16 protein-coding genes and 1 pseudogene are annotated in these 19,362 nt (G+C 71.0%); 6 read left to right on the top strand and 11 right to left on the bottom strand.

Features of this window, described 5'->3' with window-relative positions:
- Window positions 1-347: 347 nt before the first annotated feature.
- A complete protein-coding gene (purD, locus tag C8250_RS21300) occupies window positions 348-1,607 on the bottom strand; it encodes a phosphoribosylamine--glycine ligase (RefSeq protein ID WP_138355837.1) in 1,260 nt (419 codons plus the stop codon).
- Window positions 1,608-1,815: 208 nt separating this feature from the next.
- Between purD and C8250_RS21305 the strand changes: the two genes are divergently transcribed.
- Entirely contained in the window at window positions 1,816-2,559 is a 744-nt protein-coding gene (locus C8250_RS21305) for an SLATT domain-containing protein (RefSeq protein ID WP_244809256.1), read from the top strand.
- A gap of 63 nt (window positions 2,560-2,622) precedes the next feature.
- Here C8250_RS21305 and C8250_RS21310 read toward each other — a convergent pair whose 3' ends face one another.
- The 3 genes from C8250_RS21310 to C8250_RS21320 form a co-directional block, all read right to left on the bottom strand.
- Window positions 2,623-3,273, bottom strand: a complete 651-nt coding sequence (locus tag C8250_RS21310; protein ID WP_138355838.1) for a hypothetical protein — start codon at window positions 3,271-3,273, stop codon at window positions 2,623-2,625.
- 119 nt (window positions 3,274-3,392) lie between these two features.
- Entirely contained in the window at window positions 3,393-4,070 is a 678-nt protein-coding gene (locus C8250_RS21315; RefSeq protein WP_138355839.1) for a GntR family transcriptional regulator, read from the bottom strand.
- 203 nt (window positions 4,071-4,273) lie between these two features.
- Window positions 4,274-5,644, bottom strand: coding sequence for an aspartate aminotransferase family protein (locus C8250_RS21320; RefSeq protein ID WP_138355840.1), 1,371 nt, complete (start codon window positions 5,642-5,644; stop codon window positions 4,274-4,276).
- Window positions 5,645-5,904: 260 nt separating this feature from the next.
- Here C8250_RS21320 and C8250_RS21325 point away from each other — a divergent pair.
- Window positions 5,905-7,574 (top strand): annotated as a pseudogene (locus C8250_RS21325) (serine/threonine-protein kinase).
- A gap of 113 nt (window positions 7,575-7,687) precedes the next feature.
- On the opposite strand, the gene C8250_RS21330 reads toward C8250_RS21325, so the two are convergent.
- Window positions 7,688-8,971: an adenylosuccinate synthase gene (locus C8250_RS21330; protein ID WP_138358690.1), complete on the bottom strand. Its 1,284-nt coding sequence runs from the start codon at window positions 8,969-8,971 to the stop codon at window positions 7,688-7,690.
- Between the two features lie 136 nt (window positions 8,972-9,107).
- Between C8250_RS21330 and C8250_RS21335 the strand changes: the two genes are divergently transcribed.
- Window positions 9,108-9,995 (top strand): diacylglycerol kinase family protein, encoded by an 888-nt coding sequence (locus C8250_RS21335; RefSeq protein WP_244809258.1) that lies wholly within the window; start codon window positions 9,108-9,110, stop codon window positions 9,993-9,995.
- A gap of 48 nt (window positions 9,996-10,043) precedes the next feature.
- On the opposite strand, the gene C8250_RS21340 is transcribed toward C8250_RS21335, so the two are convergent.
- The 5 genes from C8250_RS21340 to C8250_RS21360 form a co-directional block, all read right to left on the bottom strand.
- Window positions 10,044-11,297: a cytochrome P450 gene (locus C8250_RS21340; RefSeq protein ID WP_244809260.1), complete on the bottom strand. Its 1,254-nt coding sequence runs from the start codon at window positions 11,295-11,297 to the stop codon at window positions 10,044-10,046.
- The gene (locus C8250_RS21345; protein ID WP_138358692.1) at window positions 11,297-12,136 is read right to left on the bottom strand and encodes an MBL fold metallo-hydrolase; all 840 of its coding nucleotides are present in this window, start codon (window positions 12,134-12,136) and stop codon (window positions 11,297-11,299) included. The genes C8250_RS21340 and C8250_RS21345 overlap by 1 nt, the downstream gene beginning before the upstream one ends.
- Window positions 12,133-13,083 carry an NUDIX hydrolase gene (locus C8250_RS21350; protein ID WP_138358694.1) on the bottom strand — a complete coding sequence of 317 codons (951 nt, stop codon included), beginning with the start codon at window positions 13,081-13,083 and terminating at the stop codon, window positions 12,133-12,135. The genes C8250_RS21345 and C8250_RS21350 overlap by 4 nt, the downstream gene beginning before the upstream one ends.
- 102 nt (window positions 13,084-13,185) lie before the next feature.
- Window positions 13,186-13,647 (bottom strand): RidA family protein, encoded by a 462-nt coding sequence (locus tag C8250_RS21355; protein ID WP_138358696.1) that lies wholly within the window; start codon window positions 13,645-13,647, stop codon window positions 13,186-13,188.
- Complete coding sequence (locus tag C8250_RS21360) at window positions 13,644-13,805, bottom strand: DUF4177 domain-containing protein (protein WP_138358698.1); 162 nt, start codon at window positions 13,803-13,805, stop codon at window positions 13,644-13,646. The genes C8250_RS21355 and C8250_RS21360 overlap by 4 nt, the downstream gene beginning before the upstream one ends.
- A gap of 139 nt (window positions 13,806-13,944) precedes the next feature.
- Here C8250_RS21360 and C8250_RS21365 point away from each other — a divergent pair, with 139 nt between their 5' ends.
- Window positions 13,945-14,955, top strand: a complete 1,011-nt coding sequence (locus tag C8250_RS21365) for an ArsA-related P-loop ATPase (protein ID WP_138358700.1) — start codon at window positions 13,945-13,947, stop codon at window positions 14,953-14,955.
- 57 nt (window positions 14,956-15,012) lie between these two features.
- On the top strand, window positions 15,013-16,311 hold the full coding sequence (locus C8250_RS21370; RefSeq protein WP_138358702.1) for an ArsA family ATPase: 1,299 nt from the start codon (window positions 15,013-15,015) through the stop codon (window positions 16,309-16,311).
- Here the strand turns inward: C8250_RS21370 and C8250_RS21375 are convergent.
- Window positions 16,293-16,625 carry a WhiB family transcriptional regulator gene (locus C8250_RS21375; protein WP_138358704.1) on the bottom strand — a complete coding sequence of 111 codons (333 nt, stop codon included), beginning with the start codon at window positions 16,623-16,625 and terminating at the stop codon, window positions 16,293-16,295. The two genes, C8250_RS21370 and C8250_RS21375, sit on opposite strands and share 19 nt — an antisense overlap.
- Window positions 16,626-17,009: 384 nt before the next feature.
- Here C8250_RS21375 and C8250_RS21380 point away from each other — a divergent pair, with 384 nt between their 5' ends.
- Entirely contained in the window at window positions 17,010-19,271 is a 2,262-nt protein-coding gene (locus C8250_RS21380) for a transglycosylase domain-containing protein (protein ID WP_138358706.1), read from the top strand.
- Window positions 19,272-19,362: the final 91 nt, after the last annotated feature.

The raw sequence follows: 19,362 nt of genomic DNA on the forward strand, positions 1-19,362 counted from the left end.
GACATCGCAATGTCTGTACGGCTACTTGCCGCACAGCACCACGCCGTCCGGCAGTGCGCTTCCGGGGCACAGTAGTTGGGGACCGCTGCCACGTCAGCCGGATGGGGAAGCCATCACTCCTTGGGGTGGCTTTGGGTAACGACCTGCCCCGCGGTATGGAGTGGATCAGGCAGCGGCGCCCTGTGGCTTCGATTGCAAGGCGGAGGAGGGAGTCCATGCGGTGGGGCACCTCCCAGCGGTAGCTGGGGGCCATCGGCGACCGACGACAACGCCGCAAGCGAAGTCGCAGGGCGCCGCGAGCCCGCTCCGTACCGCGGGGCAGGTCGTGAGCCACCCCAAGGGCTGATTCAGGACTGGCCGGTTCCCGCCGCCTTGGCCGCGATGTCGGTCCGGTGGTGCGAGCCGTCGAGCCGCACCCGGGCGACCGCGCGGTACGCCCGTTCCCGGGCCTTGGCCAGGTCAGCGCCGGTGGCGGTGACGGACAGCACCCGGCCGCCCGCGCTCACCACGCGGCCCTCGTCGTCGATCCTGGTGCCTGCGTGCAGCACGTACGCGTGCTCGTCCTGCTCCACGACGTCCGCCAGACCGGTGATCGGGTCGCCGGTGCGCGGGGTGTCCGGATAGTTGTACGAGGCGATGACGACGGTCACGGCCGCGCCCTCGCTCCAGCGCAGCGGCTCCACCTCGGAGAGGCGGCCCGTCGCGGCGGCCCGCAGCAGACCGGCCAGCGGGGTCTTGAGACGGGCGAGGACGACCTGGGTCTCGGGGTCGCCGAAGCGCGCGTTGAACTCGATCACGCGCACCCCGCGCGAGGTCATCGCCAGACCCGCGTAGAGCAGCCCGGCGAACGGGGTGCCGCGGCGGCGCAGCTCGTCCACGGTGGGCTGCAGAACGGTCCGCTCGACCTCGTCGACCAGCTTGGGGTCGGCCCACGGGAGCGGCGAGTACGCGCCCATACCGCCGGTGTTGGGGCCCTCGTCGGCGTCCAGCGCGCGCTTGAAGTCCTGGGCGGGCTGCAGCGGGACGACCGTCACACCGTCGGTGACGGCGAACAGCGAGACCTCGGGGCCGTCGAGGAACTCCTCGATGACGACGCGGTCGCAGGCCAGCGCGTGCGCGCGGGCGGTGGCGAGGTCATCGGTGACGACGACGCCCTTGCCCGCGGCCAGTCCGTCGTCCTTGACGACGTACGGGGCGCCGAAGGCGTCCAGCGCCACGTCGATCTGCTCGGCGGTGGTGCAGACGTAGGAGCGGGCGGTGGGCACCCCCGCGCCGGCCATGATCTCCTTGGCGAACGCCTTGGAGCCTTCCAGCTGCGCGGCTTCCGCGGACGGGCCGAAGCAGTCGACACCGCGGGCCCGGACCGCGTCGGCGACGCCCGCCACCAGCGGGGCCTCCGGACCGACGATCACGAAGTCCGCGCCGATCGAGACGGCGAGGTCGGCGACGGCGGCGCCGTCGAGGGCGACGACCGGGTGCAGCTCGGCGACCTCCGCGATCCCGGCGTTGCCGGGGGCGCAGTGCAGCGAGGTGACATCGGGGTCGAGGGACAGTGAGCGGCACAGGGCGTGTTCGCGGGCGCCGCCGCCGATGACAAGGACCTTCACGTGCCCAAGGGTAGTGGCCCCGTGCGGAGCCCCGTGCCGCGCGCGGCGGCTCACTCTTTCGAGTGGGACGGATGTTCGGCCCATACCTGACCACGCGGCCTTTAAGGGATGAAATCCAAAAATCCTTCCCCCATGGTCAGCCGTTCGGCGGTAAGAAGGGAGCTTCGTCGTGTCGGAAGACGAGCGCCGGAATGCGAGGGAGCGCGCAGTGAGCCAGCCGGACATGTATCCCGAGGAGGCTCCCCGGGAGGAGCCCGTTCAACGGGCTCTGCATAGCCAGGAGGACCTGCGGGCGCTGCCTTTTCCGCTCGGCGACTGGGGCGAGCCCGCCGAACGCCTGGAGGAGCTCTACCGCTGGGCCGAGTCCGGGGCGCTCAACACCACCGACTGGTACCTCGCCGACCGGGTCTGGAAGCGGCACGGGGCGCGCGGGCTGCGGCTGGCCGCCGCGTTCTTCGGCACCGTGGGCGTGGGGCTGCCGCTGATCGAGCTGACCGGGGCCGCGGCCGGCGCCGCGCGCTGGGGTTATGTGGCACTGCTCCTCGCCGCGGCCTGTGTCGGCATCGACCGCTGCTTCGGGCTGACGTCCGGCTGGATGCGGGACGTCGCCACCGCGCAGGCGGTGCAGCGGCGGCTGGAGGCGCTGCGCTTCGACTGGGCGTCGGAGAGCGTCCGCGAGGTGCTGGGCCCCACCGAGGGCACGGCGGCCGAGGCGGCCGAACGCTGTCTGGCGGTGCTGCGCCGGTTCTGCGAGGACGTCTCGGACCTGGTCAGGATGGAGACGGCGGACTGGATGACGGAGTTCGGGACGCGGACCGCGCCGCTGCGCGCGCAGGCCACCGTGCCGTGGGCCGCGCGCACCGAGGGGGTCCCCGCCGGCCGCTTCCCGATGGCACCCGGCGGCCGTCCGAACATGCCGCGCCAGCGGCCCCCGGAGGGGCCGGCCCGCTGAGCGGCCGGCGGCCCCTCCGTCAGCTGAGGGCCGCCTCGAACGTCGCCTCGACCGGAGGCCGCCTCAGCTGAAGACCACCATCGAGCCCTGCGCCAGCGAGCGGGTCGCCGCCGCGTGCAGGCCGAGCCAGACATGCCGTTCGCGGGCGAACGGGCTGGGATCGTACGACGGCGGGGCGGCCGGCTCCTCCAGTCCGGTGGGCCGGTCCGGCGGGGCCGGGGCCTGCGGCGGGTTGGCCGCGTCGATGCCGATCGCCGCCGCGACGGACGCGAGATCGCGCAGCAGTCCGTGGCTCGAACCCAGCGGGCCGCCGCCTTCGAGCAGTTCGTCGTTGACGACCGGGTGCGGGAAGTCCAGCGGCACGTACGCGCCGGCGTGGTCGTAGTGCCAGACGAGGTGCGACTGCTGGGCGGTCGCCTCGAACATCTCCAGCAGTTGCTCGTAGTCGCCGCCGAGCGCGTCGACGGGGGTGACCTCCAGGCCCTGCAGGTTCAACAGGAAGGCCCGGCGCAGGAAATGCAGGGCGTCGTAGTCGAAGCCGGCGACCGGGCCGACGTCGCCGGACAGCCCCGGCATATAGGTGTGGACGGGCACCGGCGGCAGGCCCGCGTCGTTCAAGGCCTTGTCGTAGCGGGCCAGTTCCTCGGAGAAAGGGTTTTCGGGGCTGTGGCAGAGCACATCCACGAGGGGAACCAGCCACAAGTCGCAGGCCACAGGCGCTCCAAGTCGTCTATGCGATCGTCGGGCCAGCGTAGTGCGAGGCACGGTCGGCGTCAGGAGGTGGAACCCTTCCGGCTGTCCTGAAGGGTCGTTCGCGCGGTCGCCCGCCCTCGTTATCGGGGGGCCAGCTTCGCCATGAGGGCGAGGGCGTGCTCGTTGTAGTCGGCGACGATACGGCGTGCCGCGGCCAGATCGCGGTCCCGGACGGCGTCGACGAGTTCGACGTGGTCCGACCAGCAGACGCCCGCGAGCATCGGATGGGCGCGCAGATACGGGATCGAGTACATCCAGGTCTGGGTGCGGATCCGGTCGAGGAATTCGCAAATGTGTGGATTGCCCGACAATGCCGCGACTTCGCGCCAGAAGCGGATGTCACAGCCGATGAGTACGTCGAGCATGCCGGACCGCGCGGCCCGCGCCGCGGCCTCGCCACGGCGGCGCACCGACGCGAGGACATCGGCCGGCACTTCCCGCAGTTGGTCGCCCTCGATGCGCCGGAAGATCCCCTCGGTCACCAGGTTGCGGGCCTCGACCATGGAGACGAAGTCGTCGGGGCCGAACCGCCGGACCTGGAAGCCGCGGTGCTGCTCGACGTCGAGCAGGCCCTGCGCGGCCAGGTCGACCAGCGCCTCACGGACGGGCGTGGCGGAGACGCCGTACAGCTCCGCGATCTCCTTGACGGTGAAGTCCCGCCCGGCCGGGAGCCGGCCGGTGAGCACCTCGTCGCGGAGTGCGTCGGCGATCTGCTGCCGCAGGCTGTTGCGCTTCACCGGTGTGGTGTCCGCAAGCACTGCCGCCTCCTCGCCCGAACGTACGTTTCACTCCGATTACTCCGCACACGATAGGCGAAGGTTCGGAAATCAACCGCACGTCCGGGGAGGGAAGCGTGTGGGGGTTATGTGCATTTCGCGATGAGCCACGCGGTGTTGACGGCCGGCGGAGGCCGCTACCGGGGGTCGGCGGGCCGTTGCCGGGCGGTCGCCGGGGGCAAGCGCTATCCGTTGACGGCGTACCGGTCGGTCACCGCGAGCGCCTCGTCCAGTGCCGCCAGGCCCTCCTTGGCCTCGGCCTCGGTCACCGTGCACGGCGGGACGACATGCGTGCGGTTCATGTTGACGAAGGGCCACAGACCGCCCTTCTTGCACGCCGCCGCGAACTCGGCCATCGGCGCGTTGTCGGCGCCGGCCGCGTTGTACGGCACGAGCGGCTCGTGCGTCGCCTTGTCCTTGACGAGGTCGAGGGCCCAGAAGACACCGAGGCCGCGCACCTCGCCGACCGAGGCGTGCCGGGCGGCGATGTCGCGCAGCGCCGGGCCGATGACCCGTTCACCGATGTCGGCGGCGTTCTCCACGATCCGCTCCTCGCGCATCGCGTTGATGGTCGCGACGGCGGAGGCGCAGGCCAGCGGGTGGCCGGAGTAGGTGAGACCGCCCGGGTAGGCGCGGGTGGCGAAGGTCGCGGCGATCTCCGGGGAGATGGCGACGCCGCCGAGCGGCACGTAGCCGGAGTTGACGCCCTTGGCGAAGGTCAGCAGGTCCGGGACGACGCCCCAGTGGTCGGCGGCGAACCACGCGCCGGTGCGGCCGAAGCCGGACATGACCTCGTCGAGGATGAAGACGATCCCGTACCGGTCGCAGATCTCCCGCACGCCGGCGAGGTAGCCGGCCGGCGGCACCAGGATGCCCGCGGTGCCGACCACCGACTCCAGGATGATCGCGGCGACGGACTGCGGGCCCTCGAACGCGACGAGCTGCTCCAGGTGCTCCAGCGCGCGCTCGCACTCCTGCTCCTCGCTCGTCGCGTGGAACTGCGAGCGGTACAGGTACGGGCCCCAGAAGTGCACGACGCCCGCCGAGGCGGTGTCCGACGGCCAGCGGCGCGGGTCGCCGGTGAGGTTGATCGCGGTGGAGGTGGCGCCGTGGTACGAGCGGTAGGCGCTGAACACCTTGTGCCGGCCGGTGTGCAGCCGGGCCATGCGGACGGCGTTCTCGACCGCCTCGGCGCCGCCGTTGGTGAAGAAGACCTGGTTCAGATCGCCGGGGGTGACCTCGGCGATCAGCCGGGCCGCCTCGGACCGGACGTCGACGGCGAAGCCCGGCGCGATGGTGCAGAGCTTGGCGGCCTGCTCCTGGATCGCGGCGACGACCTTCGGGTGCTGGTGCCCGATGTTGGTGTTCACCAGCTGGGACGAGAAGTCCAGATAGCGGTTGCCGTCGTAGTCCCAGAAGTACGAGCCCTCGGCCCCGGCCACGGCCAGCGGATCGATGACCGCCTGCGCGGACCACGAGTGGAAGACGTGCGCCCGGTCGGCGGCCTTGACGGCGGCTCCGGTCTCGGGATCGGCGACGGCGAAAGGAGGGGTCATGCGCTCCAGGCTAAGGATCCCCGCCGGTCAGGGACACGGTCACCTTGTATGGCACACGCCACGTTCCCCGACAGGCTGTCATGGGATCCGGTCCCACGGAGCTCCCGGAACGGGGTCCCGGGAATCCGGCGCGGGACCTTACGTGGACCCGGTGCGGGCGCCTTTCAGGCCCGGGCCACCCGCCCCGGGGGCCCGCTCGAACGGTCAGACTATTCTTCGGCTACGGGTCGGCCGGAAGGCCGGGAGGAGGCACGGGGGGCATGGAAGAACTCAGGGCCGGCGATCCGCAGTGGATCGGCGCGTACCGGCTGCTGGGCCGGCTCGGCACCGGCGGTATGGGGCGGGTCTTCCTGGCCCGTTCGGAACGCGGCCGGACCGTCGCGGTGAAGCTGGTGCGGGCCGAACTGGCCGCCCAGGACGAGTTCAGGGCCCGCTTCCGGCAGGAGGTCCAGGCGGCCCGCCGGGTCGGCGGCGCATGGACGGCGCCGGTCCTCGACGCCGACACCGAGACCGAGATCCCCTGGGTCGCCACCGGCTACATCGCCGGGCCGACGCTGCAGCACGTCATCGCCAAGGAGTACGGCCCGCTGCCGGAGCGCTCGGTGTGGGTGTTGGCGGCCGGGCTGGCCCACGCGCTCAAGGACATCCACGCCGCCGGGCTCGTCCACCGCGATCTGAAGCCCTCGAATGTCATGATCACGATCGATGGCCCACGGGTCATCGACTTCGGCATCGCCCGCGCCCTGGAGACCGTCACCGGCGGGGTGACGAGCACCGGCGCACTGGTCGGCTCGCCGGGCTTCATGTCGCCGGAGCAGGTGCGCGGCGACCGGGTCACCCCGGCCTGCGACGTCTTCTGCCTGGGCTCGGTGCTGGCGTACGCGGCGACCGGGAAACAGCCGTTCGGCGCCGCGAGCAGCGGGGTGCACGCCCAGATGTTCCGGATCGCGCAGGAGCCGCCGGACCTGGACGAGCTGCCCGGCGCGTTGCGCGAGCTGGTCGCGGAGTGTCTGGTCAAGGTGGCCGACCAGCGGCCGGACCTGGACGCGGTGCTGGAGCGGATCGCCGCCCACCCGCCGGAGGACGGCAGGACCTGGCTGCCCAGCGCGATCGTCGCGCAGCTCGGCCGGCACGCCGTGCGGCTGCTGGAGGCCGAGAACCCGCACGACGGAGGTGCCACCCCGACGCCCCCGGCCGCGCGGCCCGCACCCGAGCCGGAATCCGGCTCCGCTCCCCTCCCGACCCCGGCCCCCGCCTCCGCGCCGTCGCTGCCCGCCCGGCCGACCGCGGTCGGCCGGCCCCCACCGGCCCCGTCCCGTACGCGCCCGGCGGCTACGGCTACCCGCACCCCGGATACGGACACCCGCCGGAGTACGCGGATCCGCCGCCGCGCCGGCGGCGGCAGGGTGTGCTGATCGCCGTCGCGGTGGCGGTCGCGGTGCTCGCGGGCGCCGGTGCGGCCGTCGTCGCACTCGACCTCGGCAAGGGCAAGGGCGACAGCACGGGCAACCAGGGCCTCGGCGGCGGTCCCGGGACGGGAACCCCGTCCGGCTCCGGTACGCCGCAGAACTCGCCGTCCACGTCGGAGACCGCCTCCACCCCGCCCGGTGAGGTACCCGACCGGCTCGTCGGCACCTGGCAGGCGGGGTTCGACAGCAACGGCACCAACACCCGCACGCTGACGATCCGGCGGAACGGCACCGTCACGCTGGCCGGCACCGGAAGCACCTATCAGTGCGAGTGGACGATGCACATGACGTCGGCCGGTCCGCCGCTGGCGCTGAGCCCTTCGCTCCTGACCAGCGCGGTGCCCGCCACCTCCTGCAACCCGGGGCTGTCCTCGACGCTCACGGCGATCGACGACTCCCATCTGCTGCGCGACTCCCGTGAGCCGGGCAAGGCCCCGCTCACCTACACGAAGATCGACTGACGGCGCGGAACGACGGACAGCTGGTCCGCGGACGGCAGAACGCGGCGCGCCCCGGTGGTCCTGCCACCGGGGCGCGCCGCGTCGATGCCGTCGGCCTGACCGGCCGCCGTCCGTCAGAGGAACGAGTTGATCTCGATCGTCTCGGTACGGCCGGGGCCCACGCCGATCGCGGAGATCGGCGCGCCCGACATCTCTTCGAGCGCCTTGACGTACGCCTGCGCGTTCTTCGGCAGGTCGTCGAAGGTCTGCGCCTTCGTGATGTCCTCGGACCAGCCGGGGAGCATCTCGTAGATCGGCTTCGCGTGGTGGAAGTCGCTCTGGTTGTAGGGCAGCTCCTCGACGCGCTTGCCGTCGATCTCGTAGGCCACGCAGACCGGGATCTGCTCCCAGCCGGTGAGGATGTCGAGCTTGGTGAGGAAGAAGTCCGTCAGGCCGTTGACGCGGGTCGCGTACCGCGCGATGACCGCGTCGAACCAGCCGCAGCGACGGTCGCGGCCGGTGGTGACCCCGCGCTCGTGGCCGATGACCCGCAGCTTCTCGCCGTCCTCGTCGAACAGCTCGGTCGGGAACGGACCGGCGCCGACTCGCGTCGTATAGGCCTTGAGGATGCCGATCACACGGCTGATCTTCGTCGGGCCGATGCCGGAGCCCGTGCAGGCACCGCCGGCGGTCGGGTTCGACGAGGTGACGAAGGGATAGGTGCCGTGGTCGACGTCGAGCAGCGTGCCCTGGCCGCCCTCCATCAGCACGACCTTGCCCTCGTCCAGCGCCTTGTTCAGAATCAGACCGGTGTCGGCGACGAAGTCCTTGATCTGCTCCGCGTAACCGAGGTATTCCTCGACGACCTGGTCGACGCTGATCGCACGCCGGTTGAAGAGCTTGACCAGGAGCTGGTTCTTCTCGTGGAGTGCGGCCTCCACCTTCTGGTGCAGGATCGACTCGTCGAAGAGGTCCTGAACGCGGATCCCGACGCGGTTGATCTTGTCGGCGTAGGCCGGGCCGATACCGCGCCCGGTCGTACCGATCTTGCGGCTGCCGAGGAACCGCTCCGTCACCTTGTCGATGGTCTGGTGATACGGAGTGATCAGATGGGCGTTCCCGCTGATCAGAAGCTTGGACGTATCGACGCCGCGGTCGTTCAGTCCGCTCAGCTCGGAGAGCAGGACCGCCGGGTCCACGACGACACCGTTACCAATGACCGGGGTACACCCCGGCGACAGGATTCCGGAGGGGAGGAGATGCAGTGCGTACTTCTGGTCGCCGACGACGACCGTGTGGCCGGCATTGTTGCCGCCCTGGTAACGCACGACATAATCCACGGAGCCACCGAGCAGGTCAGTGGCCTTCCCCTTGCCTTCGTCACCCCACTGAGCACCGAGCAGCACAAGTGCGGGCACAGGCGTACACCCCTTCCGGGCGGGGCATGTCCAACGTGCAGAGAGCCGTCGAACCGGTGCCCCGGAATAGACCAAGCCCCTGACGCAACGGCGCAAGGGGCTCTTGCACCGAGATTTTACCTGAGGAAGGACCAAGGTGTCGGCTCAGCCACCTGACGGGCGTCAATTGCTCGTGGTCATCGACCCCGCGGCACGTGCCGTCGACGGCGAATCCGTCCGCATCGCGAAGGATGTCCTGTGTGCGGGCGCGTCCTCCGTAAAAATCGCTCTTCCGGATTCGGCCGAAGAGGTGGCCCGGGTGCTGGCCCATCGCGGCCGGCGCCGTCCGGTGGTGCTGGGCGACGACCGGACCCTGCTGCGGGCGGTGCGGGCACTGCACCATGAGCGGGCACTCGGCGAGGCCCCGCTGGCGCTGGTGCCGATCGGGCCGCGCTCCTCGCTCGCCCGGGCGCTGGGCGTGCCGGGCCAGGTGCTGCCCGCGGCGCGGGCGGTGCTCGACGGCATGGACCGCGAGCTGGACCTGCTGGTCGACGACAGCGGCGGCATCGTGCTGGGCACGCTACAGATCCCCTCCAACGGCGCGGGATCCTCGTCGCACTGGTGGTCGCCGAATAGGGATGGGGAGCGAAGCGATTCGTTGAAAGGGTGGTGGCGGGTGACGGGTGGGCGCACCGCCCGGTCGCTGGTCCGGACGCTGACGATGCCGGCGCCCTCGAACGCGCACGGGCCGGGGCACGGGCACGCGCCGCGCCAGCGGCTGCGGATCGAGGCGGACGGGGTGGTGCTGGTGGACCTGGACCACCCCGTGCACGAGGTGTCGTTCCGGACGGTGAACCCGGGGCTCATCGAGGTCCGGGTGAGCCTTCCCGACAGCCCGGAACCGCTGTGCGTGGAGGCCGCGACCGTCACCGTCTCGGGCCGGGACTTCCGCTACCGCGCGGATTCCGCCCTCGCCGGACCGGTCAGGACCCGCACCTGGACGGTCCAGCCGGGCGCCTGGCGGCTCACGGTGCCCCGCGCCTGAGGAAGAGACGCAGATCACGTCGGGGGCCGGGCGCGTCACCAGCTCGCGTCACCAGCTGACGAGCAGTTCTTCCAGGCCCCGGATGACGTAGCCGGGCTTCCAGCGCGGTTCGGCGGCGAGCCGCAGACCCGGCGCGCGGCTCAGCAGCGTGCCGAAGGACGCGGCCAGCTCGATGCGGGCCAGCGGCGCGCCCAGGCAGTAGTGGATACCGGCACCGAAGGTGAGATGCCGGTTGTCGGCGGCCGGGCGGCGCAGGTCCAGCCGGCCGGGGTCGGGGAAGCGCGACGGGTCGCGGTTGGCGGACCCGAAGAGCAGCGCGACCTCGGAACCCCGCGGGATCACCGTGTCGCCGACCTGGATGTCGTCCAGGACCCAGCGCTCGAACATCTGCAGCGGGGTGTCGTACCGCAGCAGTTCCTCGATGGCGTCGCGGAGCAGCCCGGATTCCGCGCGGAGCAGTTCGAGCTGATCAGGATGGCGGAACAGGGTGAACCAGCCGTTCGCTGTGGTGTTCACCGTCGCCTCGTGGCCGGCGTTGAGCAGCAGCACGCATGTGGAGACCATCTCCTGCTCGCTGAGCGTGTCCCCGTCCTCGTAGGCGGCGATCAGGGCGCTGATCAGGTCCTCGCCCGGTGTACGGCGGCGCTCGGCGATCAGCCCGCGCAGATACTCCGAGAACTCCTCGCTCGCCCGCACCGCCCGCCGGGCGGTCTCCTCGTCCGGGTTCAGCTCGTACATCCCGCAGATGTCCGCCGACCAGGGCCGCAGCGGCTGCCGGTCGCCGGGCGGGATGCCGAGCGTCTCCGCGATGACCGCGACGGGCAGCGGTTCGGCGACCCGGGCCAGCAGGTCACCGCCGCCGTCCGCCTGCAGACCGTCGACCAGCTCGTCGGCGAGCCGTTGCACGGTCGGCGCGAGCCGCTCGACGGTGCGCGGGGTGAACGCCTTCGCGACCAGCCGGCGGATCCGGGTGTGGTCGGGGGCCTCCAGGTCCAGCAGGCCGTTGTCGTTGAGGACGTGGAACGGCTCGTGCCCGGCCGGCGGCGCCTCGCGGCCGAACTCCTCGTGGGTGAACCGGTGCAGATACGTACGCCCCAGCCGGCGGTCGCGCAGCAGCGCGCTCACATCGTCGTAGTGCGGGATCAGCCACTGCCGGGTGGGCTCGAACCAGTGCGCGCGGCCCGCCGCGCGCAGCGCCTCGTACGCCGGATACGGGTCCGCGACGAACGCGGCGGACCACGGGTCGAACTCCTTCACCGCCGGGCCGGACGTCTCCTGGCCGCTCATCGGTCGATCCGTCATCAGTAGGTCCGCCGGTCCTCGATCAACCCGTGCTCGCGCAGATAGTCCAGCTGCGCCCGCACCGACAGCTCCGCCGCCGGCCACAGCGACCGGTCGACGTCGTAGTAGACGTGCGCGACCACCTGGGCGGGCGTCAGACAGCCCGCCTCCACGGCGGTCTCCACCTGCGCCAGCCGGCTCGCGCGGTGCGCGAGGTAGTACTCGACGGCGCCGCGCGCGTCCTTCAGCACCGGGCCGTGGCCGGGCAGCACCGTGTCGACGCCGGCCATCGTCATCGCCTGCAGACGGCGCAAGGAGTCGAGGTAGTCGCCGAGCCGGCCGTCCGGGTGCACCACGATCGTCGTGCCGCGCCCCAGCACCGTGTCACCGGTCAGGACGGCGCTGTCGGCCGGCAGATGGAAGGAGAGCGAATCCGCGGTGTGCCCGGGCGTGCCGACGACGCGCAGCTCCAGACCGCCGGTGGTGATGACGTCGCCCGCCGCCAGCCCCTCGTCGCCCAGCCGCAGCGCCGGGTCGAGCGCCCGGACCTTCGTCCCCGTCAGCTCGGCGAAGCGCGCGGCGCCCTCCGCGTGGTCCGGGTGGCCGTGGGTGAGGAGCGTCAGCGCGACGCGCTTGCCGGCCGCCTCGGCGGTCGCGACGACGTTGCGCAGATGCGCGTCGTCGAGCGGGCCCGGGTCGATGACGACCGCGAGATCGGAACCCGGCTCGGAGAGCAGCCAGGTGTTGGTGCCGTCCAGGGTCATCGGCGACGGGTTCGGGGCCAGGACGCAGACGGCACGTGCCGTCGCGGGGCCGCCGACCGTCGGCTGCGGCCTGCCGGGCAGGATCGCCGACGTCATTCAGCAGCTCCTTGCGACGAGTTGGGTCCTTGCTCGGATCCTTGCCCGGTTCCTTGCTCGGATCCTTGCGGAATGTGCTTGGTGAATTCCTCGTGCCCCGGCCAGCTCAGCACGATCTGCCCCTCTTCGAGCACCGCCCGCGCCAGCACCGGCGTCAGATCCCGGCTGGCCGCGCCCGCCAGGGCCGCCTTCACCGAGTCGTACGGGAGCAGCGCGCGCAGCGTCGCGATGGTCGGCGGCATCATCACCATCTCGCCGCGCCGGTAGCCCTCCACGGCCTCGGCCGGGCGCAGCCACACCGTGTGGTCGGCCTCGCCCGAGACGTCCAGGGTGCGCTGCCCGGCCGGCATCATCGCGACGAAGAACCAGGTGTCGTAACGGCGCTCCTCGAACTCCGGGGTGATCCAGCGCGCCCACGGGCCGAGCAGATCGGAGCGCAGCACCAGCTCGCGCCGGGCCAGGAAGTCGGCGAACGACAGCTCCCGGCTGACCAGTGCCTCGCGGTCGGCCTCCCAGCTCTCGCCGGTGGTGTCCGCCACGACGCTGTCACCGTCGGGACCCGCCAGCAGGACGCCCGACTCCTCGAACGTCTCCCGCACCGCCGCGCAGACCACCGCCTGCGCCGACACCGGGTCCACCCCGAGGGCGGCCGACCACTGCGCGAGCGACGGGCCGGCCCACCGGACCGGCTTCTCGTCCCGCGGGTCGACCCCACCGCCCGGATACGCGTACGCGCCCCCGGCGAAGGCCATGGAGGCGCGTCTGCGCAGCATGTGGACGGCCGGGCCGTCGCTCGTACCGTCCGGGCTGTCCCGCAGGAGCAGTACGGTCGCGGCCCTGCGCGGGGTCACGGGGGTCAGATCCCCGTTCGCCAGCGCCCGGATCCGGTCCGGCCAGGAGGCCGGGAACCACTGTCCGTCACTCGTGCCGCCGCTGCTCGTGGTCATGGGCGGGATCGTACGTCCTGCCGCCCTGATGTTCGAGGGTGAGTCTCCGCGGCCGGGCACCCGGCCCGGCCTGCGGAGCGCTCGGACCAGCGCGACCCGGCGTCAGACCAGCTCGACCTGGATCTCGACCTCGACCGGAGCGTCCAGCGGCAGCACGGCCACGCCGACGGCGCTGCGCGCGTGCACGCCCTTCTCGCCGAGCACCTCGCCGAGGAGCTCGCTCGCACCGTTGATCACGGCCGGCTGCCCGGTGAAGTCCGTCGCCGAGGCGACGAAACCGACGACCTTCACGACCCGCTTGATGCGGTCCAGGTCACCGACGACCGACTTGACCGCCGCGAGCGCGTTCAGCGCGCACGTACGGGCCAGGTCCTTGGCCTCCTCGGGCGTCACCTCGGCGCCGACCTTGCCGGTCACCGTCAACTTGCCGTCCACCATCGGCAGCTGGCCGGACGTGTACACGTACACACCCGACTGCACGGCCGGCTGGTACGCGGCCAGCGGCGGCACGACGGCGGGCAGCGTCATCCCGAGCGAGGCGATCCTGTCCTCGACCGCGCTCACGCCTGCTTCTCCCGCTTGAAGTAGGCCACCAGCTGTTCCGCGTTGTTCCCATTGGGTACGACCTGGACCAGCTCCCAGCCGTCCTCGCCCCACGTGTCCAGAATCTGCTTCGTCGCGTGCACAAGAAGCGGCACGGTCGCGTATTCCCACTTAGCCATGGAGCCGACTGTAACGCCTGCTCCCACCCGCCCCGGCCAGCACCCGCCAGCGCTGCCCGGCGAGGTCCCGCCGGGAGATAGAGGCCACACCTGGGCAGTGGGCTGCTTGGGCCGAAGGCCGAGTGGTTAGGCTCGAAGGGTGAGCCCTCAACAGTCCACCCCCACCAGGCTCCATATCGTCACGGGCAAGGGCGGCACCGGGAAGACCACGGTCGCCGCCGCTCTGGCGCTCGCCCTCGCCGCCGAAGGCCGCCGCACGCTGCTGATCGAGGTCGAGGGACGGCAGGGCATCGCCCAGGTCTTCGAGACCGGGGCGCTGCCCTACGAGGAGCGGAAGATCGCCGTCGCGCCCGGCGGCGGCGAGGTGCGCGCGCTCGCCATCGACCCCGAGCTCGCGCTGCTGGACTACCTGGACATGTTCTACAAGCTCGGCCGGGCGGGCCGCGCCCTCAAGAAGCTCGGCGCGATCGACTTCGCGACGACCGTCGCCCCCGGTCTGCGGGACGTCCTGCTGACCGGCAAGGCGTGCGAGGCCGTGCGCCGCAAGGACAACGCGGGCTGGCGGGCGTACGACGCGGTCGTGATGGACGCCCCGCCGACCGGCCGCATCACCCGCTTCCTCAACGTCAACGACGAGGTCGCGGGACTGGCCAGGATCGGGCCGATATACAACCAGGCGCAGGCCGTGATGCGGGTGCTGAAGTCCACCGAGACCGCGGTGCACCTGGTGACGCTGCTGGAGGAGATGCCGGTCCAGGAGACCGTGGACGGCGTCGCGGAACTGCGGGCGGCCGGGCTGCCCGTGGGAGCCGTCGTGGTCAACATGCTGCGCCCGGTGCTGCTGGACGACGCGGACCTCGAATCGGCCGCCAACGGCCGGCGCACCGCCGTCGCCAAGGCACTGTCCCAGGCCGGCCTGGGCGGTGCCCGCAAGGGCGGGCAGGCGGAGCGGCTCGTCGACCCGCTGCTCGCGCAGGCCCACGAGCACGCCCAGCGCGTCCTGCTGGAGCGCCGCGAGCGCGCCGAGATCGCCACCCTCGGCCTGCCGACGTACGAACTGGAACTGCGCGGCGAGGGCGTCGACCTCGGCGGCCTCTACCGGCTGGCCGACAGCCTGCGCAAGCAGGGAATGACGGGCGGGGAGAGCTGACATGGGTAGGAGCCGGCGGGGAGAACCGACATGGGCACGTCGGCGGGGGGAACTGACATGAGCCTGGAGAATCCGGGGGATCTGGAGAGTCCGGTGCTGGCGATCGACCCGCTCCTCGACGATCCCAAGACCCGCATCATCGTCTGCTGCGGCTCCGGCGGCGTCGGCAAGACCACGACCGCCGCCGCGCTGGGAGTGCGTGCCGCGGAACGCGGCCGCAAGTGCGTCGTCCTGACCATCGACCCGGCCCGCCGGCTCGCGCAGTCGATGGGCCTCAGCGAGCTGGACAACACACCGCGCCCGGTCACCGACATCGACGAGTCCGCGGGCGGCACGCTGCACGCGATGATGCTCGACATGAAGCGGACCTTCGACGAGGTCGTGCTCCAGCACGCGGACCCCGAGCGGGCCCGCGCGATCCTCGACAACCCCTTCTACCAGTCCCTGTCGGCCGGCTTCGCGGGCACGCAGGAGTACATGGCGATGGAGAAGCTGGGCCAGCTGCGCGCGCTGGACGCCTGGAACCTGATCATCGTCGACACCCCGCCGAGCCGGTCCGCGCTGGACTTCCTGGACGCCCCGCAGCGCCTCGGCTCGTTCCTGGACGGGAAGTTCATCAAGCTGCTGATGGCGCCCGCGAAGGTCGGCGGCCGGGCCGGGATGAAGTTCCTCAATGTCGGCATGTCGATGATGACGGGCGTCCTGAGCAAGGTGATGGGCGCACATCTGCTGGGTGACGTGCAGACCTTCATCGCCGCCATGGACACCATGTTCGGCGGCTTCCGCAAGCGCGCGGACGCCACGTACAAGCTGTTGCAGGCCCCCGGGACGGCGTTCCTCGTCGTGGCCGCGCCTGAGCGGGACGCGCTGCGCGAGGCCGCGTACTTCGTCGAGCGGCTGGCCGCCGAGCGCATGCCGCTGGCCGGCCTGGTGCTGAACCGGGTGCACGGCAGCGGAGCGCCGCAGCTCACGGCGGAGCGGGCGCTGGCCGCCGCTCAGGCGCTCGAGGAGCCGCGGGAAAATCTTGTGGACGGCGGCATTGTGGATCGTGAGGCCGGGAAGGCTGACTCCGTTGCCGACGGGACCGACGACGGGACGGACCCGAAGACCCCGGCCGAAGCGGCCGACGACATGACGATTCCGCCCGAGCAGAGGCTTGCCGCCGGGCTGCTGCGGCTGCACGCCGAGCGCATGCGCGTGGTCGCGCGCGAACGCCGCACCAGGGACCGTTTCGTCTCCGTGCACCCTGAGGTGCCGATGGTCGACGTAGCGGCCCTACCGGGCGACGTGCACGATCTGGACGGCTTGCGCTCGATCGGCGAACGGCTTGCCGGGGATCACCCCGCGGCGGCGTAGTCGTCCTCTTCGTCCAGCGGCAGGATGCCGGTGCTCCGCTCGTACTCGGTACGGGCGGTCTCGAGCAGCCTGCGCCACGAGGTCACCGTTGGACGGCGTCGCAGCAGTGCCCTGCGCTCGCGTTCCGTCATCCCGCCCCACACGCCGAACTCGACCCGGTTGTCGAGTGCGTCCGCCAGGCACTCCGTCCGCACCGGGCATCCGGTGCATACCGCCTTGGCCCTGTTCTGGGCCGCTCCCTGGACGAAAAGCTCGTCCGGATCAGTCGTCTTGCACGCTGCCTGCGTGCTCCAGTCGGTTACCCAGCTGCTCATGCTGGCGCCGTCCTCTCCCGAATCGAGGCTCCCCCACGGCGGCAACCGGCATATTCACCGTTGCCAGTTGAGGACGTTACGGAAGGTAGGCGTGACGCAACAGCCCTTTCAGGCCCAATCTTCGATGGCCCGAATGGACTATGGGTGTGCGGCAGATCACCCAACGGAGTGAGCGGCACCCATTTCGGACTTATGGGGCAGAGCGGTCACTGCGCCTGGCATATCGCCCAAGTCGCCCGGCATATGACAGGAATTCGGGCAGTTCTCATCACCCACAAGAGTGACGATGGAGGACAGGCGCACGCTCAGCGACCGCGCCTGTCCGTTACAGAGTAGGCGAACAGATGGGCGCACGTCCGGGGAATCGCAACGTAGGCTGCCTCCATGCCTCACAAGCGATCGGGCGGGGGTCTCTCGACGGCCCAGCAGGCCGCCAAGTTCCTCGGTGTCAGTGTCCTGTCCGGAGTGGTACTGGCAGGAATCGCCCTGCCGGCCGCCGGCGCCCTCGGCCTGTCGGCGAAGGGCACCGCCTCAGGGTTCCAGGACCTGCCCGGTGAGCTGAAGCGCCCTCCGCTCAGCCAGGCCTCGAAGATCCTCGACGCCAACGGCGGACTGATCGCGACCGTCTACTCGCGCGACCGCACCGTCATCCCGATCCAGCAGATGAGCCCGAACATACTGAAGGCCATCGTCGCGATCGAGGACGCCCGCTACTTCGAGCACGGGGCGATCGACCTCAAGGGCATCCTGCGCGCGCTCAACAAGAACGCGCAGGACGGCGGCGTCTCCGAGGGCGCCTCCACCCTCACCCAGCAGTACGTGAAGAACGTCTTCATCGAGCAGGCCGGCGACGACCCGGACAAGGTCGCGCAGGCGGTCCAGCAGACCGTCGGCCGCAAGATCAAGGAAATGAAGTACGCGATCCAGGTCGAGAAGGAACTCGGCAAGCAGCAGATCCTGGAGAACTACCTCAACATCACGTTCTTCGGCGAGCAGGCCTACGGCGTCGAGGCAGCGGCCAAGCGGTACTTCAGCAAGCACGCCAAGGACCTGACCGTCGGCGAGGCCGCGATGCTGGCCGGCATCGTCCAGTCGCCCAGCCGCTTCGACCCGGTCAACGACGAGCAGGAATCGATCAAGCGCCGCAATCTCGTACTGCAGCGGATGGCCGACCTGAAGGACATCACCCAGGCCCAGGCCGACGCCACGAAGAAGCTGCCGCTCGGCCTCAAGATCAGCAAGCCGAAGAACGGCTGCATCACCGCCGTGAACGGCGCCGGCTTCTTCTGCGACTACGTCCGCAACACGTTCCTGCAGAACGCGGCCTTCGGCAAGACGAAGGAAGCCCGCGCGAAGCGCTGGCGCCAGGGCGGCCTGACGATCAAGACGACGCTGGACCCGCAGGCGCAGGCGTCGACTCAGAACGGCATCGCCAAGCACGTCTACAAGGACGACCCGATCGCCGCCGCCGTCACCCTCGTCGAACCGGGTACGGGCAAGATCCGGGCCATGGCACAGTCCCGGCCGTACGGCTTCGGCAAGAACGAGACGCAGATCAACCTCTCGGTCGACCGGAACATGGGCGGCGGGGCCGGGTACCAGCCGGGCTCCACCATGAAGCCCTTCACCGCGGCAGCCGCCCTGGAGAACGGCTACCTGCCGGCGCAGCAGTATCCGGCGCCGTACGAGATGCCCTTCCCGGACGTCACCGACTGCGCCAACAACAACTACACCGACCACTCGCCGGTCCACAACGAGGACGAGAAGGAGAAGGGGCCGTACGCGATGCCCGAGGCGCTCCAGAAGTCCATCAACACCTACTTCGTCTCCCTCGAGGCCGAGGTCGGCCTCTGCAACGTGACGAAGATGATGAACAACCTGGGTATGACCAAGGCCGCCGGTGGCACGAACTGGAAGCTGGGCGCCTCCTTCACCCTCGGGTCCAACGAGGCCTCACCGCTCAACATGGCCGCCGCGTACGCCGCCTTCGCCGCTCGTGGCACGTACTGCGTGCCCCTGGCGATCGAGTCGGCGACGGACACCACGGGCAAGCCGGTCCCCGTGCCGAAGGCGAACTGCTCGCAGGCCATGTCGGAGACGACGGCCGACACCATCAACACCATGCTCAAGGGCGTGGTCGACGACGGTACGGGCGCCAAGGCGGGCCTTGAGGACCGTGCCACCGCGGGTAAGACCGGTACCACCAACGACCGGTACGCCGCCTGGTTCGTCGGTTACACGCCCAACATGGCGGCCGCCGTCTGGATCGGCGACCCGCGGCACGCGGTGAAGATGTACAACATCACCTTCGGCGGCCAGACCTACGACAAGGTGTACGGCGCGGACGGCCCGGCACCCATCTGGAAGGACTCTGTCAGCGGGGCCCTGGAGGGCAAGCCGGTCGAGTCGTTCAACGAGGTGCCGCTCAACATTCCGGAGAAGCCGACCGGTACTCCCCCGCCCAACCCCGGCAACCCGCCCAACCCCGGCAACCCGGGCAAGCCCGGCCACACCACCGGCGCCACGACCGCCGGCACCGGCAAGCCGCCGGCCAGTCCGAACCCCTTCCCCTCGTTCACCATCCCGCCGGGCATCATCGGCGGCGGGAACGGGCACTCGGGCGGCGGGACGGGCGGCAACCGCTGACGGCGGGGGCCCGGAACGACTGCGATCGGAACGGCTGGAACGGCTGAGGGGCGCCACCCGGAATCTTCGGGTGGCGCCCCTCACGCGTGCG

Origin of the sequence: Streptomyces sp. So13.3, from assembly GCF_005860785.2 — a bacterium.
Classification (GTDB): Bacteria; Actinomycetota; Actinomycetes; order Streptomycetales; family Streptomycetaceae; genus Actinacidiphila; species Actinacidiphila fildesensis.